This is a genomic window from Actinocatenispora comari (genome assembly GCF_017312725.1).
Classification (GTDB): domain Bacteria; phylum Actinomycetota; class Actinomycetes; order Mycobacteriales; family Micromonosporaceae; genus Actinocatenispora; species Actinocatenispora comari.
Genome location: NZ_BOPO01000149.1, coordinates 1 through 24722 on the forward strand (window position 1 = coordinate 1; position 24722 = coordinate 24722).

The 24722-nt window shown below is 73.5% G+C and carries 25 protein-coding genes; 11 read left to right on the forward strand and 14 right to left on the reverse strand.

Features of this window, described 5'->3' with window-relative positions; genetic code table 11:
* Positions 1–175: 175 nt before the first annotated feature.
* The 7 genes from NUM_RS34800 to NUM_RS34830 form a co-directional block, all read right to left on the reverse strand.
* Positions 176–1561: an MFS transporter gene (locus NUM_RS34800; protein WP_207129196.1), complete on the reverse strand. Its 1386-nt coding sequence runs from the start codon at positions 1559–1561 to the stop codon at positions 176–178.
* A gap of 114 nt (positions 1562–1675) precedes the next feature.
* Positions 1676–2560 (reverse strand): isocitrate lyase/PEP mutase family protein, encoded by an 885-nt coding sequence (locus tag NUM_RS34805; protein ID WP_207129197.1) that lies wholly within the window; start codon positions 2558–2560, stop codon positions 1676–1678.
* The gene (locus NUM_RS34810; protein WP_207129198.1) at positions 2557–3150 is read right to left on the reverse strand and encodes an HD domain-containing protein; all 594 of its coding nucleotides are present in this window, start codon (positions 3148–3150) and stop codon (positions 2557–2559) included. Before NUM_RS34810 ends, NUM_RS34805 begins: the two co-directional genes overlap by 4 nt.
* A gap of 63 nt (positions 3151–3213) precedes the next feature.
* Positions 3214–3522: a DUF4387 domain-containing protein gene (locus tag NUM_RS34815; protein WP_207129199.1), complete on the reverse strand. Its 309-nt coding sequence runs from the start codon at positions 3520–3522 to the stop codon at positions 3214–3216.
* Positions 3523–3529: 7 nt separating this feature from the next.
* Positions 3530–4888, reverse strand: coding sequence for an acyclic terpene utilization AtuA family protein (locus NUM_RS34820; protein ID WP_207129200.1), 1359 nt, complete (start codon positions 4886–4888; stop codon positions 3530–3532).
* Positions 4885–5709 (reverse strand): IclR family transcriptional regulator, encoded by an 825-nt coding sequence (locus tag NUM_RS34825; RefSeq protein WP_207129201.1) that lies wholly within the window; start codon positions 5707–5709, stop codon positions 4885–4887. The genes NUM_RS34820 and NUM_RS34825 overlap by 4 nt, the downstream gene beginning before the upstream one ends.
* A 295-nt stretch (positions 5710–6004) precedes the next feature.
* Positions 6005–6694, reverse strand: coding sequence for a helix-turn-helix transcriptional regulator (locus NUM_RS34830; protein ID WP_207129202.1), 690 nt, complete (start codon positions 6692–6694; stop codon positions 6005–6007).
* 73 nt (positions 6695–6767) lie between these two features.
* Here NUM_RS34830 and NUM_RS34835 point away from each other — a divergent pair, with 73 nt between their 5' ends.
* Positions 6768–7469 carry an alpha/beta fold hydrolase gene (locus tag NUM_RS34835; RefSeq protein ID WP_207129203.1) on the forward strand — a complete coding sequence of 234 codons (702 nt, stop codon included), beginning with the start codon at positions 6768–6770 and terminating at the stop codon, positions 7467–7469.
* A gap of 167 nt (positions 7470–7636) precedes the next feature.
* Here NUM_RS34835 and NUM_RS34840 read toward each other — a convergent pair whose 3' ends face one another.
* A complete protein-coding gene (locus NUM_RS34840; RefSeq protein WP_207129204.1) occupies positions 7637–8113 on the reverse strand; it encodes a hypothetical protein in 477 nt (158 codons plus the stop codon).
* Positions 8114–8177: 64 nt separating this feature from the next.
* On the opposite strand from NUM_RS34840, the gene NUM_RS34845 reads away from it, so the two are divergent.
* A complete protein-coding gene (locus NUM_RS34845; RefSeq protein ID WP_207129205.1) occupies positions 8178–9149 on the forward strand; it encodes a helix-turn-helix transcriptional regulator in 972 nt (323 codons plus the stop codon).
* Between the two features lie 100 nt (positions 9150–9249).
* Positions 9250–9915, forward strand: a complete 666-nt coding sequence (locus NUM_RS34850; protein ID WP_207129206.1) for an MOSC domain-containing protein — start codon at positions 9250–9252, stop codon at positions 9913–9915.
* A gap of 117 nt (positions 9916–10032) precedes the next feature.
* On the opposite strand, the gene NUM_RS34855 is transcribed toward NUM_RS34850, so the two are convergent.
* Both NUM_RS34855 and NUM_RS34860 read right to left on the reverse strand, forming a co-directional pair.
* Positions 10033–11001 carry a nitronate monooxygenase gene (locus tag NUM_RS34855; protein ID WP_263975161.1) on the reverse strand — a complete coding sequence of 323 codons (969 nt, stop codon included), beginning with the start codon at positions 10999–11001 and terminating at the stop codon, positions 10033–10035.
* Positions 11002–11225: 224 nt separating this feature from the next.
* Positions 11226–12374, reverse strand: coding sequence for an MFS transporter (locus tag NUM_RS34860; protein ID WP_207129306.1), 1149 nt, complete (start codon positions 12372–12374; stop codon positions 11226–11228).
* A gap of 214 nt (positions 12375–12588) precedes the next feature.
* On the opposite strand from NUM_RS34860, the gene NUM_RS34865 reads away from it, so the two are divergent.
* The 3 genes from NUM_RS34865 to NUM_RS34875 all read left to right on the forward strand — a co-directional run bounded on the left by NUM_RS34865 (position 12589) and on the right by NUM_RS34875 (position 15396).
* On the forward strand, positions 12589–13617 hold the full coding sequence (locus NUM_RS34865) for a DUF389 domain-containing protein (protein WP_207129208.1): 1029 nt from the start codon (positions 12589–12591) through the stop codon (positions 13615–13617).
* Positions 13618–13884: 267 nt separating this feature from the next.
* Positions 13885–14601, forward strand: a complete 717-nt coding sequence (locus tag NUM_RS34870; protein ID WP_207129209.1) for a 2OG-Fe(II) oxygenase — start codon at positions 13885–13887, stop codon at positions 14599–14601.
* A gap of 144 nt (positions 14602–14745) precedes the next feature.
* Positions 14746–15396 carry an alpha-ketoglutarate-dependent dioxygenase AlkB family protein gene (locus tag NUM_RS34875; protein WP_207129210.1) on the forward strand — a complete coding sequence of 217 codons (651 nt, stop codon included), beginning with the start codon at positions 14746–14748 and terminating at the stop codon, positions 15394–15396.
* A gap of 27 nt (positions 15397–15423) precedes the next feature.
* Here the strand turns inward: NUM_RS34875 and NUM_RS34880 are convergent, their stop codons facing one another.
* Positions 15424–16386 (reverse strand): NAD-dependent epimerase/dehydratase family protein, encoded by a 963-nt coding sequence (locus NUM_RS34880; RefSeq protein ID WP_207129211.1) that lies wholly within the window; start codon positions 16384–16386, stop codon positions 15424–15426.
* A gap of 120 nt (positions 16387–16506) precedes the next feature.
* On the opposite strand from NUM_RS34880, the gene NUM_RS34885 reads away from it, so the two are divergent.
* From NUM_RS34885 to NUM_RS34895, 3 genes are read left to right on the forward strand one after another with little or no spacing between them, the layout of a single operon-like run.
* Positions 16507–17340, forward strand: a complete 834-nt coding sequence (locus tag NUM_RS34885) for a carbon-nitrogen hydrolase family protein (RefSeq protein ID WP_207129212.1) — start codon at positions 16507–16509, stop codon at positions 17338–17340.
* Positions 17333–18706: a sensor histidine kinase gene (locus tag NUM_RS34890; RefSeq protein ID WP_207129213.1), complete on the forward strand. Its 1374-nt coding sequence runs from the start codon at positions 17333–17335 to the stop codon at positions 18704–18706. Before NUM_RS34885 ends, NUM_RS34890 begins: the two co-directional genes overlap by 8 nt.
* Before the next feature lie 58 nt (positions 18707–18764).
* Positions 18765–19421, forward strand: a complete 657-nt coding sequence (locus tag NUM_RS34895) for a response regulator (RefSeq protein WP_207129307.1) — start codon at positions 18765–18767, stop codon at positions 19419–19421.
* Here NUM_RS34895 and NUM_RS34900 read toward each other — a convergent pair.
* Entirely contained in the window at positions 19388–20875 is a 1488-nt protein-coding gene (locus tag NUM_RS34900; protein ID WP_207129214.1) for a HAMP domain-containing sensor histidine kinase, read from the reverse strand. The two genes, NUM_RS34895 and NUM_RS34900, sit on opposite strands and share 34 nt — an antisense overlap.
* 56 nt (positions 20876–20931) lie before the next feature.
* Positions 20932–21636: a response regulator transcription factor gene (locus tag NUM_RS34905; protein WP_225919055.1), complete on the reverse strand. Its 705-nt coding sequence runs from the start codon at positions 21634–21636 to the stop codon at positions 20932–20934.
* 240 nt (positions 21637–21876) lie between these two features.
* Here NUM_RS34905 and NUM_RS34910 point away from each other — a divergent pair, with 240 nt between their 5' ends.
* A complete protein-coding gene (locus tag NUM_RS34910) occupies positions 21877–22404 on the forward strand; it encodes a hypothetical protein (RefSeq protein WP_207129215.1) in 528 nt (175 codons plus the stop codon).
* A gap of 99 nt (positions 22405–22503) precedes the next feature.
* Here the strand turns inward: NUM_RS34910 and NUM_RS34915 are convergent, their stop codons facing one another.
* Positions 22504–22929 carry an FHA domain-containing protein gene (locus tag NUM_RS34915; protein ID WP_207129216.1) on the reverse strand — a complete coding sequence of 142 codons (426 nt, stop codon included), beginning with the start codon at positions 22927–22929 and terminating at the stop codon, positions 22504–22506.
* 451 nt (positions 22930–23380) lie between these two features.
* Here NUM_RS34915 and NUM_RS34920 point away from each other — a divergent pair, with 451 nt between their 5' ends.
* Complete coding sequence (locus NUM_RS34920; protein WP_207129217.1) at positions 23381–24709, forward strand: GGDEF domain-containing protein; 1329 nt, start codon at positions 23381–23383, stop codon at positions 24707–24709.
* Positions 24710–24722: the final 13 nt, after the last annotated feature.

Consider the following 24722-nt stretch of genomic DNA (forward strand, 5'->3'; position numbering starts at 1 on the left):
GCCGACCCCGAGCCGGCCCGAACCCGGAACCGGCCTGACCAAGAGCCAGGCCGACCCCGAGCCGGCCCGAACCCGGAACCGGCCCCCACCGGAACCGGCGCGAACCCGAACCGGCCCGACCGGAGCCGGCACTGATCCGCGGGAAAGGGCGTGGCCGAGCCGCCGCCCGCCGAGGTCACGCCGGGTCGGTGGTACCCAGTTCCCCGGTGGCCGGGTCGATCCGGGACACCGGCAGCACCGCACTCGGGTTCGTGGCCGCGTCACCGGAGTGGTCCGCCGACTCGGCGATCCAGCGCTTCGCACAGACCAGCGTGATGACGAGCGTCAGGATGCCGTAGAAGACCAGGTACGCGGAGAACAGCAGCGAGTTGTGCGAGACGCCGTTCAGCCACACCGCGATCACCGGTGCGGTGCCGCCCAGTACCGAGGCGGAGATGTTGTAGGACAGGCCGCCCGCGGTGACCCGGATGCCGGCCGGGAAGATCTGGCTGATCGCGAGCAGCGCCGGCACCGCGAGCACACCCTTGCAGGTACCGAGGATCGCGGCGCCGAGAAACCCGCCGACCAGGCCGCTGCCGGCGACCGCGTAGCCGGGCACGATCCCGATGATCAGGACGATCGAGGCGACGATCATCGCCCGGCGCAGCCCGATCCGGTCCGCGACCGGACTGAACAGCAGCACGAACACCACGACCATGACGCTGGCGAGCAGGTTGGCGGCGTTGGCCTCGGTGGTCGACAGCGCCGGGTTCGCGTGCAGGAAGGTCGGCAGGTAGTTGGTCAGCAGGGTGGCGAACACCGACCAGCTGCCCATGAAGAAGGTGAACACGATGATCCGCCGCCAGTACCGCCGGATCGCCTCGAACAGCGGCATCACCCGGGCCTTCGTCGCCCGCCGCACCTGTTGCAGCGCCTGGAACTCCGGGCCCTCCTCGGTACGCCGGCGCAGGTACCAGCCGACCAGCCCCATCGGGATCGCGATCAGGAACAGGATCCGCCAGCCGAACGTCTCGTACGCGTGGCCCGGCACCGCCGCCGACACGATCGTCGAGAACAGCGCGCCGATCAGGAACCCGCCGAAGGTCAGGGAGGTGAGCCGGCCCACCGCGACCGCCTTGCGGCCGCGCTCGCCGTGCTCGTAGACGAAGCTGATGGCGGTGGAGTACTCGCCGCCGGTACCCATCGACTGCAGCAGGCGCAGCAGCAACAGCAGCGCGGGCGCGAACCAGCCGATCGCCCCGTACGTCGGGATCAGGCCGATCAGGCCGGTCGCCACCGAGGTCATGATGATGGTGACCGACAGCGCGCGGCGGCGGCTGAGCTTGTCGGCGATGTGCCCGAACACGATGCCGCCGAGCGGCCGGAGCAGGAACGAGATGGCGAACACCGCGTAGGTGTTGAGCAACGCGATGGTCGGGTCGACGTCGGACGGGAACAGCTGCTTCGCCAGGACGACGGCGACGATGCCGTAGATGCCGGCGTCGTACCACTCGACGAAGTTGCCGGCGGACGCGGCGATGATGGTCCGGCGCCGGTCCTGCCGGGACAGCGGGGATGCCACGGGTACTGCTGGGTTCGCTTCTGACATGGCCGTGATCGCCTTCTGGTGGAGTCCAGTGCGCAGGAGGGGATCCGTCGAGTACTGCGCGGGGCGGGCCGGCGGGCGGCCGATCGCCTAGTGTTCGACGGTGTTCGCCTCGACGGCGTACAGCTCGTCGAGACCGATGGTGCGTTCCACGTTCTTCCGGATGCCGATGACGGTGTCGCGGTCGAAGCCGGCCTCGCCGGTGTCGGCGAGCGTGCCGAGCAACTGCCGCACCGCGGCGTAGACGGCGTTCGTGACGCTGATCGAGTCGTACGCGACCGACCAGCCCCACCGCTGGAGCAGCGCCGCCGGGTACACGCCGCGGCCCTGGTCGTTGCCGGTGCTGTTGACGTAGACCAGCCGGACGCCGGGCAGGTCGCGCGGCGCCGCCTGCGCCTCCTCGTCGTTGTTGGGGAACAGCATGACCAGGTCGGCGCCGGCGTCCACGCAGGCGCGGGCCCGGCGGATGCCCTCGTCGTACCCGTGGGTGCGCATCGCGTCGGTGCGGGCGCAGATCACGAAGTCCGGGTCGGTGCGGGCGGCGAGCGCGGCGCGGATCTTCTGCACCAGCTCGTCGAGTCCGACGACGTGCTCGACGCCCTTGTGGTAGTGCGCCCGCTTGGGGAAGATCTGGTCCTCGATGTGGACCGCCGCCGCGCCGGCCGCCTCCAGCGTGCGCACCGTGTGCAGCACGTGCATCGGCTCGCCCCAGCCGGCCCCGGCATCGACGAGCAGCGGCAGGTCGGTGACGGCCCGTACATTGCGCACCATGTCCGCGACGTCGGTCAGCGACAGCAGCGGTTCGGTGACCGCGCGGTGCGCGCCCATCGCGTACCCGCCGAGGCTCAGCGCGCGGAAGCCGAGATCCGCCGCGATCCGCGCGGACAGCGGATCGGCCAGCGACGGTTGTACCAGGATGTCGTTGTCCTGCAACAGTTTCCGGTACCGGGCACCGGGCGACGGCAGCGGGGTCATGACAGGTACAGCTCCTCTCCGGCGTCGAGCAGCATCGAGTCGGTGTCCAGGAAGTCGGTGTAGCGCACGATCAGCGCCTCGTGCGTCTGCGGCACGCCGCGCGACGACGGCGTGTGCGCGATCACCCCGTGTACCAGCTCGACCGGCAACTGGTGTTGCCACATCAGGAAAGCGCCGTACACGCCGTGCTGGATCAGCCGGCCGGTGCGGCTCTTCGCGATCGCGTCCCGACTGCCCTCGTACTCGACCACCTTGCTCACGTCGTGCAGCAGCGCGATCGTCAGCAACACGTCCCGGTCGTACGGGATGCCGTGCAGGGCACGGATCGTCTCGGCGCTGCTGTCGGCGAGCTGCGCGACGGCCCGGCTGTGCGTGATCAGCGTCCACGCGTCCGGTACCCGCTGCGGCGCCGCCGGCGCGGACGGGTTCTTCGGGATCTCGGCGAGATCGGCCCAGTCGCTCTCGCCCCACACCTGCGCCCAGATCCGCTCGACCGCGGTACGCAGGGTGTCGTCACCGATCTGCGCGATCTCCGGGAGCAGCTCGCGGACCCGGTCGATCCGGCGCGCCTCGGTGGGTGTGTCGTCCATGGTGATGTCCTTCTGTCGACCGCGGAACAGGAAACCGTTGGCAGGCAAGGGAAACGACGATCGTCAGGGGACTTCCAGGCAGACGATCGGGCTGTGGAACTGGCCGCCGAAGATGTCGGTGTCGGTCGGGCTGCCGGACGGGGTGGGCCGGGGCAGCGAGACCTTGACGGCCAGGGCGACGTCGGCCCGGAACAGCCGTACGTCGGCCGGATCGACCCGGTAGAGCGCGGCGATCCGCTCGGCGTCGAGCACGCCCGCGTCGACGACCCGCCGGTACGACGCCTCGTCGGCGAACATCACGTCGATGGTCAGTTCGAACGGGCCGGCGTTCTTGCTCCGGATCAGCCTGGCGAGCTGGTGCAGCTGGGTCATGGTCGCCTCAGACGCTCTCGACGGTCAGGGTGTACGTCTCGGCCGGGTCGTCGAGATGCAGCACGTGATTGAGGGAGAAGCCGTAGACCGGCCCGGCGCTGATCGCCGGCGGGGACACCGGGAACGCCAGGTGGCTGACCAACCCGCTGTACTCGGGGATCGGTTGGTGCAGCGCGGTGTGCCAGGCGACCGACCCGATCGCCTGCGCGGTCTGCTGGTCGGCGGCGACGATGTCGATCAGCAGCGCCACCTCGTGCCCGGACACCTCGGTCGCCGGCTCCAGCGGGCCGAGCGTGCCGTTCCGGCCGTACACGTTCCAGCGGATCCGGTAGTCGGCCGCGGAGATGCCCAGGCTGTCGGCGACCTTGCCGGTGATCACCGCGTTCGTGGTCGCCACGAACCGGTCGATCTGGCGTACCACCAACGGATCCCGCACGCCGGCGAACACCACCGTGCGGTACCCGAGCAGGCTCGCCGCCTCCAGCTTGACGGTGTAGTCGCCGGTCGGCTCGAACGTACTGCCGGTGACCCGCACGGCCCGGTCCGACACCGCCGCGTACGCCGCGTCGGTGGTGACCAGCGTGCCGCCCGGCTCCACCAGCCGGAACGGGTCGGCGGTCTCGTAGAACGTGTGCGACGCGACGCTCTGCGGGGTGCACACCATGTCCGGGTTCGGCGGCTCGACGGTGAACCCGTCCGGGTCCAGGAACGCCACCATCGAGTCCGGATACTTGCGCTCCACCACCGAGGCGGCACCGCACTCCAGGATCTTCGCCGCGTGGAACGCCACCCCCGGCGGGATGTCGCGCAACATCGGCAACGCCGCGAAGATCGCCGTGTCGCTGGTACGCCCGGCGACGACCACCTGCGCGCCGCGGCCCAGCGCGTCGGCGAAGCACTCCGGGCCCTGCATCGCGACGATGTGCCCGGCGGCGCGGATCGACTCCTCGTCGAGGTCCGGCGCCCCGGCGAGCGGGCTCAGCCGGCCCTCCCGGTACGCCCGGACGACCCGCTCGGCGGACACCTCGCTGTCGACGGTGGCCAGCGGGAAGTGCCAGCCGTGCTCGGCGGCGAGCTCCCGCACGATCCGTACCGTCCGGGCCAGGTGCGGGCCGGCCCCGGCGGTCCCGGCCGAGCCGATCAGCACCGGGATGTCGTGCCGCAGCCCGGCGGCGATCATCAGCTCCAGGTCGCGGCGTACCGCGGCGTCGGACGACTGGGTCTCGCCGGACCCCAGGTAGTACGGGCCCGGATCGGACGATCCCGCGTCACAGCCGATGAAGTCGGCGCCCTCGGCGGCGTGCGCGAGCGTCTCCGCCTTGAACCCGGTACCGAGCTGTCCGGTCGCGGCAACGGCCTTGATCACGACAGCCGCTCCGAGGTGAAGTACGCGGTCAGCTGCGCGGCGTGCTCCTTGAGCGTCGGCGCGAACCGCTCCATCGCCGGCTTCGTCCAGCGCGCGGACGGGCCGCTCACGTTGATCACCGCGATCGGCAGCGTCGAGCTGGCCGCGAAGATCGGTACCGCGATGCCGTTCATGTCCGGGTAGGTGCCGCCTGTCGACATCGTGTAGCCGAGCTCGCGCTCGGTCCGCAGCCGGGCCAGGAACCGGTCGACGTCCACGATGGACGTGTCGGTCATCCGTACCAGCGGGCGGGCCTGCAGCGCGGCGTCCACGTACCGCTCGGTGGCGAAGGCCAGGAACGCCCGGCCGCTGCAGCCGCGGGTGAGCGGGCCGTTCTCGCCGATCGTCTTCTGCGCCCGGATCGGGGACTCGGAGAGGCTGCGCGCGATGCACACCCGGTCCGGCCAGACCGGTACGCACAGCACCGAGGTCTCGCCGGACAGGTCGCGCAGCTGGCTCAGTACCGGGGTCGCCTGCTGGGTCAGCAACGCCTCCAGCGGGCTGGTCCGCAGCCAGCGGGCGATGGACGGCCCGGCGGAGTAGGTCTGGCCGCCCGGCGTCTGGGCCGCGAACCCGGCCTCGACCAGCGTCGCGAGCAGCCGGGACACGGTGGCCTTGGACAGCCCGGTCTGCAACGCCAGTTCGGTCAGCGTCGGCGGGGTGTCGGCGTCGAGGATCTCGGACAGCAGGGCGAGTCCGCGGGACAGCGTGCGGGTGACCCCGCCGTCCCGCTCATCGGGCTGTTTCGCCTGATGAAACTCCGTTTTCAAGGTACGAGCCATGTGCCGGAAACTAACCCCGGCCTCGGGCAGGTGTCAACGCATCGACGAACAGAAGTCGGCGCCGTGACCGGGATTCACCCCCCGGGTGACCCGCCCCGCGACACCGCCGGGCAGCACCGTCCCGCGACACCGCCCGACGGCACCGCCCCGCGACACCGCCGGGCAGCACCGTCCCGCGACACCGCCGGGCAGCACCGCCCCGCGACACCGCCCGACGGCAGCGCGCTCCGCTGGCGACGTACTCCCGCGGCCGGCAGGCCGCGGTCCGAGCGGCCACCTGCCCCGCGACCGGCGGTCAGACGCCGACCGGGTGCGCCTGCTCCGGCGGGGTACCGATCGCACTCACCGGATGCCCGGCGCAGCGGCGGCGGGTCGCGGTGGCGCGGCCGATCCGGGACAGGTCGAACCAGCGGACGCCGTCGCGCAACCGGCACCAGGCGACCAGCAACCAGCGCCCGCGGGTGAACGCGAAGATCATCGGCTCCACCTCGCGCCGGGTGCGCCGCCCGCCGGCGTCGGTGTACCCGATGTTGACGGTGACCTGGTCCAGCAGCGCCTGCTCGAGTACGGACAGCACTCGGCGCGGCGCGCTCGGCCCCACGTCGACCCAGATCCGTTGGGACAGCGCGGAAGCACGCCCCCGATCGGCCGGGTCGAGCACGTCGAGCACCTTGCGGGTCGCCGCCCGCGCCGAGTCGGCGAACGGCGCCTGCGCGGACGCGGCCACCGCCGCGGTCAGCGCGAGCGCCTGCCCGGCGGTGAAGTTCACCGGCGGCAGCGACGCCCGCTCGGCCAGCCCGTACCCACCGCCGGGGCCGGTGCGACCCCACACCGGTACGCCGGCCGCGGACAGCGCGGCGAGGTCACGCTTGATCGTCCGGGTGGTCACCTCGAACTCGTCGGCGAGCTGCGCCGCGGTCCGGCCCCGCGGGCCGGCCCGGCGCAGCGACTCGGTGAGGGCGTGCAGTCGCTCGACCCGGTTCACCACCCCAGTGTCGCAGAAATGGTGACGGAAACAGTGACATGCCGTGGTCCACCCGGCGCGCGAACCTGAACGCATGGAGACTTCCACGTTCGTTCTCGTACCGGGGTTCTGGCTGGGCGGTTGGGCCTGGGACGGGGTTGCCGACCGGCTGCGCGCCGCCGGCCACCGAGCCGTACCGGTGACGCTGCCCGGCCTCGACCCCGACGACCCGCAGCGCGCCGCGGCGACCATCGCCGACCAGGCCGACCACCTGCGGGCCATCGTCGCCGAGCAGCCCGGCCCGGTCGCACTCGTCGCGCACAGCGGCGCCAACCTGCCCACCTCGGTACTGCTGGACCGGGAGCCGACCGCGGTGGCCCGGGTGATCTACGTCGACAGCGGGCCGGTCGCGGACGGCGGCCGCTTCGACCCGTCCGCACCGGCGGAGCTGGCCGAGCTGCCGCTGCCACCGTTCGACCAGCTGCGAGCCAGCCTGGACGGGCTCGACGACGACACCCTGCGCACCTTCCGGGAGCGGTCGGTGCCGGCGCCCGGCGCGGTCGTGCGCGAACCGGTGCGGCTGACCAACGACGCGCGGCGCGACGTGCCCACCACGATCGTGGCCTGCTCGTACCCGTCCGAGGTGATGCTGAAGCTGGCCCGGGAGGGGAACCCGATGATGGCCGAGACCGCCACGCTGCGCGACCTGGAGGTGGTCGACCTGCCGACCGGGCACTGGCCGATGTGGAGCCGTCCCGCCGACCTCGCCGCCGCCCTCGTCGCGGCGGTCGCCTGACCAGCCCGCGGTTCGCCGGGTGTCTCCCGGCCGGTCGACCGCAGCCCGGCGCGGCGGGCGTCGCGCCGGGCCGTCAGGCAGGGCTCCAGACGTCAGAAGGGAGCCCGACGTCAGGCCGGACGGCGGGCATCAGGCAGGACGGCGGGTATCAGGCGGGGCGGCGGGCATCAGGCGGGGCGGCGGGTGAGGTACATGTGCCAGTTCTCCAGCCAGGTCCGGCCGTCGTCGACGGAGAACGACTGCGCCCAGTGCGCCCCGGTCGCGGTGATCTCCGACCAGACGAACCGGACCCGGACCGGCCGCCCGTCGTGCGTGTCGTCGCCGTGGAACACGCCGGTACCGTCCGGGCCGAACCGGCCGACCACCGGCGGGAACAGGGTGCCCGTGCGCTTGCTCGACCAGAACAGCGACCAGGCGTCGGCGGCCGGGTCGTACAGCCGGAGGGTCAGACCGGCGAAGCCCTTCGTCGGGAACTCGATCTCGTCGAAGCTGGCCGCACCGTCGAAGTGCACGCTGGCCCGGCTGACCCCGGGAAACTCCTCCCAACGGTCGTCGCCGTCGCCCGGGTCGAGGAAGTCCCTGCGCCACCGGTTGACCACGTCGAAGGTGCCGGTCAGGAAGCCGAAGCCGTTGTCGTTGTCCATGCCGCGCAGGCTAGGGCCGGTTCATTGACAAGGACCGTCAGTGGACCTGGGTACATTTTCCGGCGTGCGTGCCAGCCGTCTCGTCTCCCTCCTGCTCCTGCTGCAGAACCGCGGCCGGCTGACCGCCGCCGAGCTCGCCACCGAGCTGGAGGTGTCCACCCGCACCGTCTACCGGGACGTCGAGTCGCTGCTCGCGGCGGGCATCCCGATCTACGGCGAGGCCGGCCACGACGGCGGCTACGCGCTGGTCGACGGCTACCGGACCCGGCTGACCGGGTTGACCGCCGGCGAGGCGGAGGCGCTGTTCCTGGCCGGCCTGCCCGGGCCGGCCGCCGAGCTGGGCCTCGGCTCGCTGCTGACCGCGGCGGAACTCAAGCTGGAGGCCGCGCTGCCGGCCGACCTGCGCCGGCAGGCCCGGCGGCTGCGCGACCGGTTCCACCTCGACGCACCCGGCTGGTACCAGCGCGCCGAGGACGCGCCGCACCTGCCCGCGGTGGCCGCGGCGGTGTGGCAGCGCCAGGCGATCCAGGTCCGGTACCGGCGCTGGCAGGCACCGACGCAGGTCGAGCGGCGGCTCGAACCGTACGGGATCGTGCTCAAGGCAGGGCGCTGGTATGCGGTGGCCGCCGCGGACGGCGCCGGGCCCCGCACGTACCGGATCGGTCAGATCCTCGACCTGCGGCCGCTCGACGAGCACTTCACGCCGCCGGACGACTTCGACCTCGCCGGGTACTGGCGGCAGCACACCCACCAGCTGCAGGAACGGCTGTGGCGGGACCGCGCGGAGATCCGCATCTCGCCGGCCGGCGTCGAACGGCTCCGGGAGATCGCCGTACCGGCGGTGCTCGACGCCGTGGCCGCCGCGACGGTGGACGGCCCGGCCGGCTGGCGCCGCGCGGTCATCCCGATCGAGAGCCTCACCCACGCCGAGGGCGAGCTGCTGCGACTCGGCGCGCAGGTCGAGGTGCTCGCCCCGGTCGAGCTGCGGGACCGGATCGCCGCCACCGCGCGCGACCTGGCCGCCGTCTACGCCTGATCACGGCGCCGGCACGATCCGGCGCCCGCCGCACGACACCGCCACCGGACGCCGCGATCACGGCGCGGGCGTCGGTGGCGGGCACCGTAGGGTGGCCGGCATGGGTGTCTTGGTGTCGGTGAACGTGGGGCGGGCGCGGGAGACGGCGCACTCGGAGGTCGGCGTGACCGGCATCGACAAGCGGCCGGTGACCGGGCCGGTGTCGGTACGGGCGCCCGGGCCGCGCAGCGAGGGCGGCGGCAGCGGCCTGGTCGGCGACACGGTGTGCGACCTGCGCTTCCACGGCGGCGACGACCAGGCGGTGTACGCGTACGCGCGGGAGGACCTGGAGTGGTGGTCCGACCGGCTCGACCGGCCGCTGAGCAACGGTTCGTTCGGCGAGAACCTGACCACCAGCGGGGTGGCGGTGACCGACGCGGTGATCGGCGAGCGGTGGCGGATCGGTACCGCGGTGCTGCAGGTGTGCTCGATGCGCATCCCGTGCCGTACCTTCGCCGGCTGGCTGGACGAGCACGGCTGGATCCGGACGTTCACCGAGCAGGCCCGACCCGGGGCGTACCTGCGGGTGCTGGTGCCGGGCGAGATCCGGGTCGGGGACGAGGTCGCGGTGGTCGACCGGCCGGCGCACGGGGTGACGGCGGGAGTGGTGTTCCGGGCGCTGACCCGGGAACCGGCGCTGCTGCCCGAGTTGCTGCGCGCCGGCGACCTTGCCGAGCAGGAGCGCGACATCGCATGCAACCGGCTCGCCCGCGTCGCCTCGTCCTGACCCGCCGGCGGCCACCCCGAACACCCGCCATCGTCCTCGGCGCGGACGGCCCGGCGCGGCGACCGACCCGGACGGTCCGGCGCTGACGGTCCAGTGTGGACGGTCCGGTGTGGACGGTCAGGGGGTGAGGGCGTGCAGCACCTTGGCGGCGGGTTCGTCGGTGGCCAGCGCATGGGACTGGCCGGCCCACATCGCCATCACGTCGGTGTCGCCGGCAGCCGTCGCGGCCGCGCGCAGCGGGCGGGTCAACCGGTGCAGCTGCGGGTATCCGTCCGGCGCGTACGGCTCCTGGTCGGCGATGAAGCGGTTCACCAGGCCGCGCGCCCACCGGCCGGTGTAGGCCCGGGTCAGCCGCGTCTCGGCGAACTCCGGCGCCACCAACGCATCCCGGTACGGCTCCGGGGTGCCGGCCTCCGGGCAGCGCAGGAACGCGGTACCGGCGCAGGCGGCGAGCGCACCGGCCGCCAGCACGGCGCGAACCCCTGCGGCGTCGGCGATCCCGCCCGCCGCCATCACCTTGATGTCTACAGTGGAGCGAATCAGCCGGACCAGCGCGAGCAGCCCGAACTGCTCCCCACCGAGCCAGCCGCCGCGATGCCCGCCGGCCTCGATGCCTTGCGCGACGACGAAATCAGCACCGGCGCGGTCGGCGGCGACGGCCTCCGCGGGGGTCGTCACGGTGACTCCGACCTCGGTACCGGCCCGGCGCAACGCGATCACGTCCTGCTCGGTCGGCAGCCCAAAGGTGAACGTCACCATCGGCACGCCGACCGCGGCGAGCAGGTCGAGCTTCGCCTCGTACTCGTCGTCGGTCCAGGTCGGCTCGCCCAGCTCGGTGCCGAGCCGGGCCGCGGTGGGTTCGAGCCGCTGCCGGTAGCTCTCGACGGCGTCCGGGTCGGCCGTGTCGGGCGCCGGGACGAACAGGTTCACCCCGAACGGAACGCCGACGTCGCGCACCGCGGCGATCTGCTCGGCCAGGGTGGCCGTCGGCAGGTAGCCGGCCGCGAGCATGCCCAGGCCACCTGCCTTGCCCACCGCGGTGACCAGCTCCGGTGTGGTCGCCCCGCCGGCCATCGGTGCCTGCACGACAGGTCCCGGCAGTTGCCTCAGCCCCATTCCCTTTCAATACCAGCCGGGCGGCCAGGTCATGCATACCGCGGGCGTGACCTGGGACACGTACGGTCGTCGGGGCGCGTCGGCCCCACCGGGTGCGGCACCCGACGTTTCGCCCGTCCCGCCACGTACGGCTCGGCCGGCGTCACCGGCCGCGGCCAGCGACGCGCCACCGGCGACGGACCGCGGATCGCGGGTCACCGCTGGCGCAGCACCAGGGGCAGGAAGGCGGCCAGCGCGACCGCCTGCACGACGACGACGAACACGATCACCGCGCCGACCGACACGCCGTACAGCACGCCGATCACCGCGGAGCCGGCCAGCCAGGCGAGCCCGTAGACGGTAGTGAACAGCCCGTACCCGGTCCCGCGCCGGTCGGCCGGCACCAGGTCGGCGACCGCCGCCTTCATCGTCGACTCGTGGATGCCCATCGCGGCGCCCCACACGACCGCGCCCAGCCAGACCAGGCCGGCGCTGGTCGAGAACGACAGCACCGGCACGACCGCCGCGAGCACCGGCAGCACGATCAGGCCACGCAGCCCGATCCGGTCGTACACCCAGCCGGAGCCGAGCGCGGCGAGCGCGTCCACGCCCATCGCCACCGCGTACACGATCGGGATCTGGTAGCTCGGCAGCACGTGCCGGACCTGCAGGTGGAACGCCAGTACGGCGAAGGTGGCGTAGCCGAGCATGGTCAGCGCGGTGAAGGCGCCGTACCCCCAGAACCGCCGGGAGAACCGCCACCGCGACGCCGCCCCGCCCGCCGAGGACGCCGGCCGCGCCGGACCCGACTCGTACGCCTCGGGCCGGGGCACCGCGCGCCGCAGCAGGGCGAGCACCACCAGCGCGACGGCGCCGGGCACCGCGAGGACGGCGAAACCGAGCCGGTACCCGGACAGCGCCACCATGCCCGCGACGAGCAGCGGCCCGGCCACGGCGCCGATCTGGTCCAGCGCCTCCTGGATCGAGAACGCCCGGCCGCGACCGATGCCGGCACTCGCCGCCGCCAGCATCGTCGCCTTCGCCGGACTGCGTACGGCCTTGCCGAACCGCTCGCCGACGACCGCGAGGACCGCCTGCCACAGCAGCTGGGTCGCGGCGAGCAGGGGCACCGCGACCATGGTGATCGCGTACCCGGCGATCGTGATCGGCCAGGGCCGCCGGGTGCGGTCCGACAGCGGACCCGACGCCAGTCGCAGCACCAGCGCGACCGCCTCGCCGGCGCCGGTGACGACCCCGACGACGGCCGCGGAGGCGCCGAGCGTCGCGAGGTAGGGGCCGACCACCGACCGGGCGCCCTCGTACACGAAGTCGCCGAGCAGGGCGACGACGCCGAACCCGACCACGAACCGCATCGGCGACAGCCGGTTGGCCCGACCGGGCTCCGGCGCCGGGCGGGCCGACGGTGGCTGGCGGGAGCCGGTGGCGTCCACCGGCGTAGTCTCCCACCCGACCCGGACCGGTGGAAGTCACGTCGCACCGCGAACCGGAGTCGGCCGCCACGGCCGAGGTGACCCCACGAGCCGGCGGCGCTGGCGGGGTACCGGCAGAATTCTCGGCATGTTGCACATCCGGGTGATCGCACCACCGCGGCTGACCGACCAGATCAGCGACCTGTGCGGGGCCAGCGTCGCGGTGACCAACCTGGTCGTCCTGCCCGGCGCCGCGCGCGAGCCGGCCGGTGACCTGATCCAGTTCGACATGGCCCGGGAGGCCGCCGACGCGATGCTGCAGCGGCTGCGCGAGCTCGGCGTGGACGAGTCGGGGTCGATCGCGGTGGAGACCGTCGACGTGTCCATCTCGGTCGGCGCGACCGTCGCCGAACAGGCCGCCCCCGGGTACGACGACGACGCGGTGCTGTGGGACGAACTCGACGCCCGCACCGCCGCCGACGCGCGGCTGAGCTGGGCGTTCCTCGCGTTCCTGGCGCTCGCCACCCAGATCGCCGCGATCGGCGCACTGCTCGACCAGCCGATCCTGATCGTCGGCGCGATGGTGCTCGGCCCCGAGTTCGGCGCGGTCGCCGCGATCTGCTTCGGCCTGATCCGGGTGGACACGCAGCGGATCGCGCTGGCCGTGCGCACACTGGTGATCGGCTTCCTGGTCGCGATCGCGATCACCACCGCGTGCGCGACGATCAGCCGGTGGCTCGGCTGGGTCAGCCCGGCCGACCTGTCGCACCGGCCGAACACCGACTTCATCGTGCATCCGGACAAGTGGTCGTTCATCGTCGCGGTGCTCGCCGGCATCGCGGGCATCCTGTCCATCACCGCGTCGAAGTCGTCGGCGCTGGTCGGCGTGTTCATCTCGGTCACCACGGTGCCGGCCGCCGGCAACATCGCGGTCGCGATCCCGCTGGCGCACTGGGGCGAGGTGAAGGCGTCCGCGGTCCAGCTCGGGGTCAACCTCGCCGGCATGCTCGTCGCCGGTACCGCAACGCTTGCCGTGCAACGGTTCCTGTCCCTGCGGTACGGCATCCAGCTGCCGGTGCCGGCCCGCACCGCGGCGCAGCGCAACCCGCACCGGTCGGCCGCACCGGACCGCCCGGCCGGCTGCGCCAACCGCAAGCGTCGCCGCAAGCGCCGCTGAGCCCGCACCACGACTCGGGACCGGCGACGGCACATTCCGGTACCGCTGCCGCCCGGCGACCGGACATCGCCGGTGCCGGTCGGGCCCGCGACCGGGCCTCGCCGGTACCGGTCGGCCGGCCACCGGCGGCGCGGGACGCGAGGTCCGTTTCTCGCCAGCATGGTGCCGGCGGCCCGGGGCAGGGTGGAGGCATCGCGTCCCCGCGACACCGTGGGGCGCGGCGGCCGGTACACCGGCCCGCAAACACCGCCTACCCGGGGAGGGATCATGACCGCCGACCGGTACGCCCGGCGCGTCGCCGCCGCCGACTGGGACGCGGTGGCCGGCGAACTCGACGAGTACGGGTGTGCGCCGCTGCCGCGGCTGCTCACGCCGACCGAGTGCGGCCGGCTCGCCGCGCTGTTCGACCAGCCGGAGCACTTCCGCGCCACCATCGACATGGCCCGGCACCGGTTCGGCTCCGGCCGCTACCGGTACTTCGCGGCGCCGTTCCCGGAGCCGGTCGACGCGCTGCGGCACGCGCTGTACCAGCGGCTGCTGCCGATCGCGCGGGACTGGTACGGCCGGCTCGGCCGGGACGCGGAGTGGCCGGACACGCTGGACGAGTGGCTCGCGGTCTGCCACGACGCCGGGCAGCAGCGCCCGACCCCGATCCTGCTGCGCTACGACGCCGGCGACTGGAACGCGCTGCACCGCGACCTGTACGGGGACAAGGTGTTCCCGCTGCAGGTGGTGGTCAACCTGAACGATCCCGGGGTGGATCACACCGGCGGCGAGTTCCTGCTGGTCGAGCAGCGGCCGCGGGCCCAGTCCCGGGGTACCGCCACGCTGGTCGGGCAGGGTCAGGGGCTGGTGTTCACCACCCGGGACCGCCCGGTCGCGTCGGCCCGCGGCTGGTCGGCCGCACCGGTACGGCACGGGGTGTCCGCGGTCCGCTCCGGCCGCCGGCACACCCTCGGCCTGGTGTTCCACGACGCCGCCTGATCCGACCCGGCCACTGGCGGCCGAACCGAAGCGGCGGCCGAGCCGGAGGGCGTCCGGACCGAAGCGGGCCGGGGCGCGGCCGGGCCGGGGCGGCGGCCGGGCTCCGTGCCGGTACGCCAGGTCGACGAGGGGGAGGATGGACCGGTGACGTTGCCACTGTTCGGCATCGGTCGGCGCGAGGTCGGGCCGGGCGCCGTGCACCTGCCCGGCTGGCTGGACGCCGACCGGCAGCGCCGGCTCGCCGCCGCCTGCCTGCGGTGGGCCGCCGGACCCGTACCGGCGCGGCACACGCTGCTGCCCGGCGGGCACCGGATGTCGGCCCGCACCGTGTGCCTCGGCTGGCACTGGCAGCCGTACCGGTACAGCCGGACCGCCGACGACGTGAACGGCGAGCCGGTGGCGCCGCTGCCGGGGTGGCTCGCCGAGTGGGGCCGCGCCGCGCTGGCGGAGGCGTACCGGCAGCCGGACGTGGACTACCGGCCGGACACCGCGCTGGTCAACTTCTACGACGCGGACGCCCGGATGGGCATGCACCAGGACTCCGACGAGAAGGCGCGGGAGCCGGTGGTGTCGTTCAGCCTCGGCGACAGCTGCCTGTTCCGGTTCGGCAACACCGAGAACCGGTCCCGGCCGTACACGGATCTGACGCTGGCGTCCGGCGACGCGTTCGTGTTCGGCGGCGAGTCCCGGCTCGCGTACCACGGGGTGGTGCGGATCGAGCCGGGCAGCTCGCCGGACCCGGCGCTGCCGGCCGGCCGGATCAACCTCACCCTGCGCGCCACCGGCCTGGCCTGACCTCGCCGGTGGCGCTCTCGGGGTGGCTCAGCCGTACCGCTCGATCAGCGCGGCCTCGGTGGCCGGGTCGAAGCCGTCGTTCCAGGACAGCGGCGGTTCGCCGAGTTCCCGGTCGGCGGTGCGGGTGTCGATCGCGGTGGTGATCAGCGGGGTGGCCGGCATGCCGGCCGCGCGGGCCGCCGCGAAGCTGCGCTGCTGCCCCGGCCAGAACGGCCTGACCAGCGGAAACATCCGAGTCGCGTGCTCGTCCGGCACCCGTACGATCCGCACCTCGGTGCCGGCCGCGGCGGCGCAGGTGTGGATCAGCCCGCCGAGCGTGGTCGGCTCGTCCGGGCCGACCGCGTTGAACGCGCCCGGCCGGTCCGCCTCGATCAGCCGTACCACCAGCGTGGCCAGGTCGCGGACGTCGATCACCTGCACCGGCTGGTCCGGGTCCGCCGGCAACACCACCGGACCGCCCCGCGCCGCCCGCCGCACCCAGTAGGTGAACGTGCCCTGGTTGTCGTACGGGCCGGCCACCTTGCCGGGGCGCACGATCGTGGCGCGCTCGCCGTACCGGGCCACCACGTCGTCCTCGCAGGCCACCTTGAGCGGCCCGTACGTGTCGTTGGTCAGTTCCTCGGTGCCGCTGCGCTCGGCCGGCCGCCGCGGCGTGCTCTCGTCGTTGCCGGGCCGCACCCCGTCGGAGCCGTAGACCGCGTGACTGGACACGAACAGGTACCGGCCGACCCGGTCACCGAGCACGTCCATCGCCCCGCCCACGTGCCGCGGCAGGTAGCCGGTCACGTCGACGACCGCATCCCAGCTGCCGCCCGCCAGCGCGGCGTAGTCGTCCGTATCGCGATCACCGACCAGCCGGCTGACCTCGGGAAACAGCCCGGTACCGGTGCGGCCACGGGAGAAGATCGTCACGTCGTGGCCGGCCGCCAGGGCCGCGGTCACGATCGCCCGGCCGACGAAGGCAGTACCACCCAACACGAGAATGCGCACGGCGAGAGAACCTACCCGCCCGCGACACGACCGTCGCACCGATTACCGGCGCCGGCGGCCGGTCGGGGGCGCGGCGCGGATCGGGCGGCCGGCGGGCGGCGAGCGGCTAGGGTTCGGAGCATGGTGTGCGTTGCGGTCGGCCAGTTCTCCGCCGGTACCGACAAGGAGGCGAACCTCACCGCGCTCGCCGCGCTGACCGAGCAGGCCGCCGCGGCCGGGGCGCGGCTGGTCGCGTTCCCGGAGTACTCGATGTACGCGACGCGGGCGCTCGACGCCGGCATCCTCGACTCGGCCGAGCCGATCGACGGCCCGTTCGCGACGAAGGTCGCCGAGCTCGCCGCGCGGTACCGGATCCGGGTGCTGTACGGGATGAACGAGGCGGTGCCGGGCGAGCGCCGGGTGGCCAACACGCTGCTCGCCTTCGGGCCCGACGGTGAGCTGCTCACCAGCTACCGGAAGGTGCACCTGTTCGACGCGTTCGGCTTCGCCGAGTCCGACTGGGTGACACCCGGTGACCCGGCCCAGCTGTGCACGTTCGACCTGGACGGGCTCCGGTTCGGCGCGATGACCTGCTACGACCTGCGGTTCCCGGAACTCGCCCGGCGGCTGACCGAGGCCGGCGCGCAGGCACTGCTGGTGCCGGCGCAGTGGGCGCCCGGCCCGCAGAAGGAGGACCACTGGCGGCTGCTGGCCCGGGCCCGCGCGGTGGAGAACACCGTCTACCTGCTCGCCGCCGACCAGTGTGCCCCGACCGGCGCCGGCAACAGCGTCGTCGTCGACCCGATGGGCGTACCGGTCGCGGGCGTCGCCGAGGCCGCCGGCATCGCCGTCACCGTCCTCGACGCCGAGCGGGTCGCCGCGGTACGCCGCCGGCTGCCGTCGCTGCGGCACCGCCGGTTCCGGGTCGAGCCGGGCGATCCGGCACCGCTCCCCGATGCCGGCGGCGATGCCTGACCCGCCGCCCCCGGACCGCGACGACCCCGCCTCCCGGACGTCCCGCGGCCGTAGGGACGCCGGTCGGGCACCCGGTGGGCCGGGCGCGCGGCTCGCCGCACGGATCTCCCGGCGGTACCCGGTGGTGGTCGCGACGCCGCTGAACGGGCTCGTCACGATGCTGATCGGCAGCGACCGGGTACCCGGCCAGCGCCGGCCACGCGCCTGGCCGCTGCTGGTCGGCGCCGTGCTCACCGTGCTGTTCGCGCTGGTCACGACCAATCAGGTACGGGAGGAGTTCGGCGCGGCCTCGCCGCTGGCGCCGCTGGTGGGGCTGCTGCTGGCGCTGCCGATCGTGCTGCTGGTGCGCTGGCCGCTGCTGGCCTGGCGGCTGACCGTCGTGACGATGCTGGCGATGCTGCCGATCTGGCATGGCCGGGACTGGCCGGTGCAGCCGTTCCAGATCATCCTGTACCTCGCCACGCTCGTCGCCGTGGGCCTGCGGCACAGCCGGGTCGTCCTCGCCTGGGTCTGGGCGGTCACGATGGTGCTGGTCTGGCTGCTGCTCTACCCGGTCAACGCGGACAACGCGATCGCCGCCACCGTGATCGCCACCCTGCTGGTACTCGCGGTCGGCGCGATCGGCAGCCTCGTCGCGGCGCGCCGGCAGCTGGCCGTGGAGACCCGGCGGACCGAGGCCGAGCAGCAGCGCAGCGCGGTGCTCACCGAGCGGGCCCGGATCGCCCGCGAGCTGCACGACGTCGTCGCGCACCACATGTCGCTGATCGCGGTGCAGGCCGAGACCGCCCCGTACCGGCTGACCGGGCTGCCCAGCACGGCGGACGACGAGTTCGCCGCTCTCGGCTCGGCGGCCCGGCAGGCGCTGGTGGAGATGCGCCGGATGCTCGGCGTGCTGCGCGCCGAGCAGCCCGCCGAACGCGCCCCGCAGCCGGGCCTGGCCGAGCTGCCCGCCCTGCTCGACCAGGTACGCCGGGCCGGCGCCGAGGTCGAGCTGCGCACCGACGGGACGCCGCGGCCGGTGCCGGTCGCGGTCGACGTCTCCGGGTACCGGATCGTGCAGGAGGCGCTGTCCAACGCCCGGCGACACGCACCGGGCGCCCCGGTGACGGTACGGCTGGTGTACCGGCTGGACGCGGTGACGATCGAGGTGGTCAACACCGCGCCGGAGCACCCACCGGTCGCCGGCGATCCCGGACACGGCCTGCTCGGCATGCGGGAACGCGCCACCATGCTGGGCGGCAGCCTGTCCGCCGGCGCCACCCCGGACGGCGGGTTCCGGGTCGCCGCGGTACTGCCCTGCGACCCGGACACCGGCGGGGAGCCGGGCACCTCGTCGACGGACGATCGGGACAGGGCAGGATCGTGACCGACCCGCCGGGGCGGACGAGGGCGATGGAGGATCCGTGGACCAGCCGACGAAGGTGATGATCGTCGACGACCAGGCGATGGTGCGGCAGGGTTTCGGCGCCCTGCTCGCCGCGCAGCCGGACCTGGTCGTGGTCGGCGACGCCGCGGACGGCGCCGAGGCGGTACGCAAGGTCCGCGAGCTCGACCCGGACGTGGTGCTGATGGACGTCCGGATGCCGGAGCTGGACGGGCTGGAGGCGACCCGCCGGATCCTGTCCGGCGGCGCACCGGGCGCGCACGTCCCGCGCATCCTGATGCTCACCACGTTCGACCTGGACGACTACGTCTACGAGGCGCTCCGCGCCGGCGCGTCCGGCTTCCTGCTCAAGGACGCGCCCGCCGCCGACCTGATCCAGGCGGTACGGGTGATCGCCGGTGGCGACGCGCTGCTCGCCCCGTCCGTGACCCGCCGGCTGATCGCCGACTTCGCCGCCCGGCCGCGCGGCGACCGGCCCACCCCCGCCGCGCTCAACGCGCTCACCCCGCGGGAGACCGACGTGCTGCGGCTGATCGCGCGCGGCCAGTCGAACACCGAGATCGCCGAGTCGCTGGTGGTCGCCGAGCAGACGGTCAAGACGCACGTCGGCCGGATCCTCGCCAAGCTCAACCTGCGCGACCGCGCCCAGGCCATCGTCTTCGCCTACGAGTCCGGCCTGGTCTCCCCCGGCGGCTGAACGCCCCGGATCGGCAGGGTCAGGCGGATCTCGACGCCCCGGCCGGGAGCGGTGTCGAGGGTGACGGTCCCCCGGTGCGCCTCGACGATGGCGCCGACGATGGCGAGGCCGAGGCCCGCACCACCACCGGACGCCGCCCGCGCCGGCTCGGCCCGGAAGAACCGTTCGAACGCGCGGTCCGCCAGCTCCGGCGCCATCCCCGGCCCGTCGTCGGCCACCGACAGCACGGCGGTACCCGCCTCGGCACCGCTGCCGCGGCCGACCCCGACCCGGATCGAGGTACCCGCCGGGGTGTGCTTGACCGCGTTGCCGACCAGGTTCGCGACCACCTGGCGGAGCCGTTCCGCGTCGCCGATCACCTCGATCGGCCCGGGCTCCTCGGCCCCCGTACCGGCGCGGCCGCCGGGGCCGAGCGCGACCAGTTCGACCGGGTGGTCCGGGTTGAGGGTGTCGGTGTCCAGCACGACGTCGGCGGCGAGGCTGGTCAGGTCGACCGGGTCGGCGGCCAGCGGGCGCCGCTGGTCCAGGTGCGCGAGCAGCAGCAGGTCGTCGACCAGGCCACCCATCCGGCGGGCCTGGTCCTCGATCCGGCCGACGATCCGGTCCGCCTCCTCGGCCGGCATCCGGTCGCGCTGCTGCCGGTACAGCTCGGCGTAGCCGCGGATCGTGGTGATCGGCGTGCGCAGCTCGTGCGAGGCGTCCGCGGCGAACCGGCGCATCTGCGCCTCGGACCGGCGTGCCGCCGCCTCGGACGCGGCCCGGTCGGCGAGCGCGGTCGCGATCCGCGCCAGCATCCCGTTCACCGCGGTCGCGAGCCGGCCCACCTCGGTCCGGTTGCCGTGGTCGGGTACCCGGACCGACAGCTCACCGGCCGCGATGCGCTGCGCGGTGGTCTGGATGCTGCGCACCGGATGCAGGCTGAGCCGCACCAGCCAGAAGCAGGCCACCGCGAGCGCCGCCAGTACGGCCAGGCCGGCGCTCAGGTTGATCAGCGCGAGCTGCCGAACCGTGGCGTCGACCTCGGCGAGGCTCTCCGCCACCACCACGTGCCCGCCCGCCGGCTGCCGCACCGGGCGTACCAGCAGCAGCCAGCGGGACCGGCCGGTGCCGTCCACCGAGAACGGCCGCAACAGCGGTACCGGCCGGGCGCCGGTCAGGTCCGGCAGTTCGGGCCGCTCGTCGGTCAGCGCCGGGTCGCTGTGCTCCAGCACCCGCCCGCCCGGCCCGATCAGGTACGCGCCGAACGCCGACGGCACGCCGTGCGCGGACGGCGGGACGCCGCGGCCGTTCGCGACCAGCGCGCGCTCCGCCCGCGGCGCGGCGAGCCGCAGCTCGTCCCCGGTCTTCGCGACGAGGTGCCGGCGCAGCAACGTGGTCCCGGCGTACCCGGTGACCCCGAGCGCGATCGCCACCAGCACCAGCACGCCGCACACCAGCCGCAACCACAACGGCACCCGGCGGTCCAGCCGGCCGAACACCGACGACCGCCCCCCGGGTACCGGCGGGTTCGTCACCCGCGGGGCGCCCGCAGGACGTACCCGATGCCGCGCAGGGTGTGGATCAGCTTCGGCTGCACGGTGTCCACCTTGCGCCGCACGTACGACACGTACAGCTCGACGACGTTCGTCTCGCCGCTGTAGTCGTACTGCCAGACGTGGTTGCGGATCTGCGCCTTGGAGACGACCCGGCCGGCGTTGACCATCAGGTAGTGCAGCAGCCGGAACTCGGTGGCGGACAGGTGCACCGCGGTGCCGTCGCGCCACACCTCGTGGCTGTCCTCGTCCAGTTCCAGGTCGGCGACGACCAGCCGGGAGGTGGCCGGCGCGTCCGGCGACGCGCGGCGCAGCACCGCCCGGATCCGGGCGACCAGCTCGTCCAGACTGAACGGCTTGGTCAGGTAGTCGTCGCCCATCGCCAGGCCGCGCAGCTTGTCCTCGGTCTCGCCGCGCGCGGTCAGGAACACCACCGCCGGCCGCTGCCCCGCGGTACCGAGTTGCTTGAGCACATCGAAGCCGTCCATGTCGGGCAGCATCACGTCGAGCACGATCAGGTTCGGCCGGAACCGGGCCGCGGCCCGGACCGCCTCGGCGCCGGTGTCGGCGGTCGCGATCTCGAATCCGGAGAACCCGAGGCTGCGGGCGAGCAGCTCGCGGATGTCGCGTTCGTCCTCGACGACCAGGATCCGTTCGGCCGCCAGCCGCTCCGGTTCGCTCACGGCGTCACCGGGCCGGCACACACGTCGTCCACCATTCGCACATGGTCGAGTCCCGTTCTAGCAGTTCGATGGGCGCTACCTGGCCGGTTCCTATGAACGTCGATTCGGTCGATACACCGCGAACCGCCCGATGGTGGCCAACCGGCCCTGGCTTCGTGGCATGGATGGGGGAGACGTCGACCCGGATCCCGCCCATAAGCTGAGCGCAACACAGGGGATGCTCCGGGAGGGAACGACATCATGAGCGACGACGGCTACGACACCTCGGTCGACGTGGACGGCAACGGCACCTGGGACGACCACTGGACCGAGTCCGACGGCCACGGTGGGCACTACGTGTACGCCGACATGAACGGCGACGGTCAAGCCGACTTCATCGGCCATGACGAGGACTCGAACGGGACCATCGACGCCGCCGAGTACGACAACAACCACGACGGCTACTTCGAGCAGCACACCGGCGACACCAACGGCGACGGCTGGCAGAACACCGAGGTGTCCGACAACAACAAGGACGGCACCGTCGACGAGGCGGGCCAGGACACCAACCAGGACGGCCACTTCGACGAGAAGGTGTACGACCACAACGAGGACGGCAAGGTCGACGAGGTCGTGCTGGACCGCAACCTGGACGGCAGCGACGACTACGACGCCAAGGACGTCAACTACAACGGCACCGAGGACACGGTGACCACCGACTCGGACTTCAACGGCAACTACGACACGGTGCACTACACCAGCAACGAGGCGAACCCGTTCGCCAGCTGACCGTGCCGACGCCGGCGCCCCGCTCCGACCAGGAGCGGGGCGCTTTCGTGCGCGGCGGTCGACGGCCGACCGTGGCCGGTGGCCGGCCGGGTTCGCCGGTCAGCGGCCGACGCGCAGCATCAGCCGGAACTTGCCGATCTGGATCTCGTCGCCGTCCTCCAGCGCGACCGACTCGATCCGCTCCTGGTTCACGTACGTCCCGTTGAGACTGCCGAGGTCGGCGACCGTGTACGAGCCGTCCGCGATGCGCAGTTGCGCGTGTCGGCGCGACACCGTCACGTCCTCCAGCCGGATGTCGGAATCGGGATGCCGGCCGATCGTCACCGTCGGCCCGGCCACCGGGTACCGGGTGCCGAGGCCCGGGCCGCGCACCGTGACCAGCAGCGCGGTACCGGCCGGCGGTCGGTCGGTGTCGGCCGGCGCCGTGGCCTCGCCCGGCAACGTCGTGCGCTCCAGCCGGGTCGTCGCGTCCAGCGGCCGTAGCCCGTCGTCCAGCTCCGGGTGCCGTTGCAGGCCTTCACTCATGCCATACCTCCCGAGCCGTCATCGGAGGCCGACCGGTCGGGAGCGACGGTCAGCCGGGGCCGAGTCCCCCCAACCCGTCGCCGCGATCCCACTCTAGGACCCGCCCTTGGGCCCCGCACGCCGGCTGTGTTCGCCCCGGTCCCGAGGGTCACCATTGACCCGGACCGCGCCTGACGGGCATCGCCGAGCTCCCCCGCGTGCCCGGCCCCGTCGGCCTCTCCAGCCAAGCCTGACAAACAACCGGGAGATCGCGCAATGCCCGGGTGTGGCGAACCGTGCATCCGGCCGACAACAGCTTGCACGATGCGAGGTGCGGCGATACCGCTGACGAGCACGCCAAACGAACCGGCGCCACACGCCGGAAGGGACATGACGCGCTGGCGTTCGCATGCGACGATCTGGACCCGGAACCATCGAACCGCGCATCGCCACGGTGCGTGGCGGGAGGGGTGTGTTCGCCACGGCGACGAATCGGGTGCAGGTACGGCAGCGCGGCATCCGCGGCTGGGCGATCTGGTCCGCCCCGCGGCCGGCACGGGCGATGGCACTCACCGTGGATGCGGTCGCCCTGATCCTCGGCGTGGCGGCGATCGCGTTCCGGCTCGACCGGCCGCAGATCGTGCTGGCGCCGCTGCTGATCTGCGCCGCCGTCGCGATCGAGGGTGCCCGCCGGGTCGAACGGGCCCGCCACTCCACCGGAACCCTGCACAAGGACCTGCAGAGCGCCTGGTCGCTCGCGGCCGCGCTGCTGCTGCCCGCCGGTGTCGCGGTCGTCGCCGCGGTCGCCATGTACGCGTGGTGGCGGTTCCGGGCCGGCCGGTGCCGCCCGTTCGCCTGGGTGTTCAGCTGCTCGATGACGCTGCTCGCGGTGCTCGCCGCCGGCACCGTGTACCGGATCACCGAGTCCGGGCTGCACGACGTGCCGGCGATCGGCGGGCTGTCCAGCACGCTCGGCGTGCTCGCCGCGGCGGTGGCGTACGAGATCGTCGACGTGGCGCTGTGCGGCGCGCTGATCCTGCTGCTGTCACCCGGTACCAGCAGGGTCGAGGCGTTCGGCGACCGCACCACCGCGGCGATCGACGCGGCCGCCCTCACGTTCGGCGGCCTGGTCTCGATCCTCGCGCTGTACGAGCCGTGGGCGATGCTGCTCGCGCTGCCCGGGGTGGTGCTGCTGCAACGGGTGCTGCTGGTCGACCAGCTCGCCGCCGAGGCCCGCACGGACACCAAGACCGGGCTGTCGGTCGCCGGCTGGTGGCACGAGCGCGCCAGCGCCGAACTCGCCGTGGCCCAGGCCCGCGGTACCAGCCTGGCGATCCTGGTCGCCGACCTGGACCACTTCAAGCGGATCAACGACGCGTACGGCCACCTGGTCGGCGACGAGGTGTTGCGCGCGGTGGGCGACGCGTTCGCCGCCGGGGTGCGGGGCAAGGATCTGGCCGGCCGGTTCGGCGGCGAGGAGTTCGTGCTCGCGTTGCCGGACACCGACGCGGACCGGGCCGCCGCGGTCGCCGAGCGGCTGCGCGGCCGGATCGCCACGCTGCAGGTGCCGAGCCGGGTCGAGGTGCCGGACGCCGAGCCGGTGCGCGGGCTGACCGTCTCCATCGGTGCCGCCGTGTATCCGGACCATGCGGACACCCTCGACTCGCTGCTGCGGGTCGCCGACACCGCGCTGTACGCGGCGAAGGCGGCGGGGCGCAACCGGATCTCGGTGGCCGGTTCCCCGGCGGTCGGCCCCACCAGCCGGGGCGCCGACACACCGGTCGACAGCGACGCGAGCTGAGCGCCCTGGCTCG

What these genes read in the sequence shown, in the direction of transcription:
- NUM_RS34890 (WP_207129213.1), top strand. Translation starts at nt 17,333, where the DNA reads ATGCCTGACCCGCCGCCCCCGGACCGCGACGACCCCGCCTCCCGGACG.
- NUM_RS34910 (WP_207129215.1), top strand. Translation starts at nt 21,877, where the DNA reads ATGAGCGACGACGGCTACGACACCTCGGTCGACGTGGACGGCAACGGC.
- NUM_RS34840 (WP_207129204.1), bottom strand. Translation starts at nt 8,113, where the DNA reads ATGGACAACGACAACGGCTTCGGCTTCCTGACCGGCACCTTCGACGTG.
- NUM_RS34915 (WP_207129216.1), bottom strand. Translation starts at nt 22,929, where the DNA reads ATGAGTGAAGGCCTGCAACGGCACCCGGAGCTGGACGACGGGCTACGG.
- NUM_RS34895 (WP_207129307.1), top strand. Translation starts at nt 18,765, where the DNA reads ATGATCGTCGACGACCAGGCGATGGTGCGGCAGGGTTTCGGCGCCCTG.
- NUM_RS34805 (WP_207129197.1), bottom strand. Translation starts at nt 2,560, where the DNA reads ATGACCCCGCTGCCGTCGCCCGGTGCCCGGTACCGGAAACTGTTGCAG.
- NUM_RS34835 (WP_207129203.1), top strand. Translation starts at nt 6,768, where the DNA reads ATGGAGACTTCCACGTTCGTTCTCGTACCGGGGTTCTGGCTGGGCGGT.
- NUM_RS34885 (WP_207129212.1), top strand. Translation starts at nt 16,507, where the DNA reads ATGGTGTGCGTTGCGGTCGGCCAGTTCTCCGCCGGTACCGACAAGGAG.
- NUM_RS34810 (WP_207129198.1), bottom strand. Translation starts at nt 3,150, where the DNA reads ATGGACGACACACCCACCGAGGCGCGCCGGATCGACCGGGTCCGCGAG.
- NUM_RS34825 (WP_207129201.1), bottom strand. Translation starts at nt 5,709, where the DNA reads ATGGCTCGTACCTTGAAAACGGAGTTTCATCAGGCGAAACAGCCCGAT.
- NUM_RS34865 (WP_207129208.1), top strand. Translation starts at nt 12,589, where the DNA reads ATGTTGCACATCCGGGTGATCGCACCACCGCGGCTGACCGACCAGATC.
- NUM_RS34850 (WP_207129206.1), top strand. Translation starts at nt 9,250, where the DNA reads ATGGGTGTCTTGGTGTCGGTGAACGTGGGGCGGGCGCGGGAGACGGCG.
- NUM_RS34815 (WP_207129199.1), bottom strand. Translation starts at nt 3,522, where the DNA reads ATGACCCAGCTGCACCAGCTCGCCAGGCTGATCCGGAGCAAGAACGCC.
- NUM_RS34870 (WP_207129209.1), top strand. Translation starts at nt 13,885, where the DNA reads ATGACCGCCGACCGGTACGCCCGGCGCGTCGCCGCCGCCGACTGGGAC.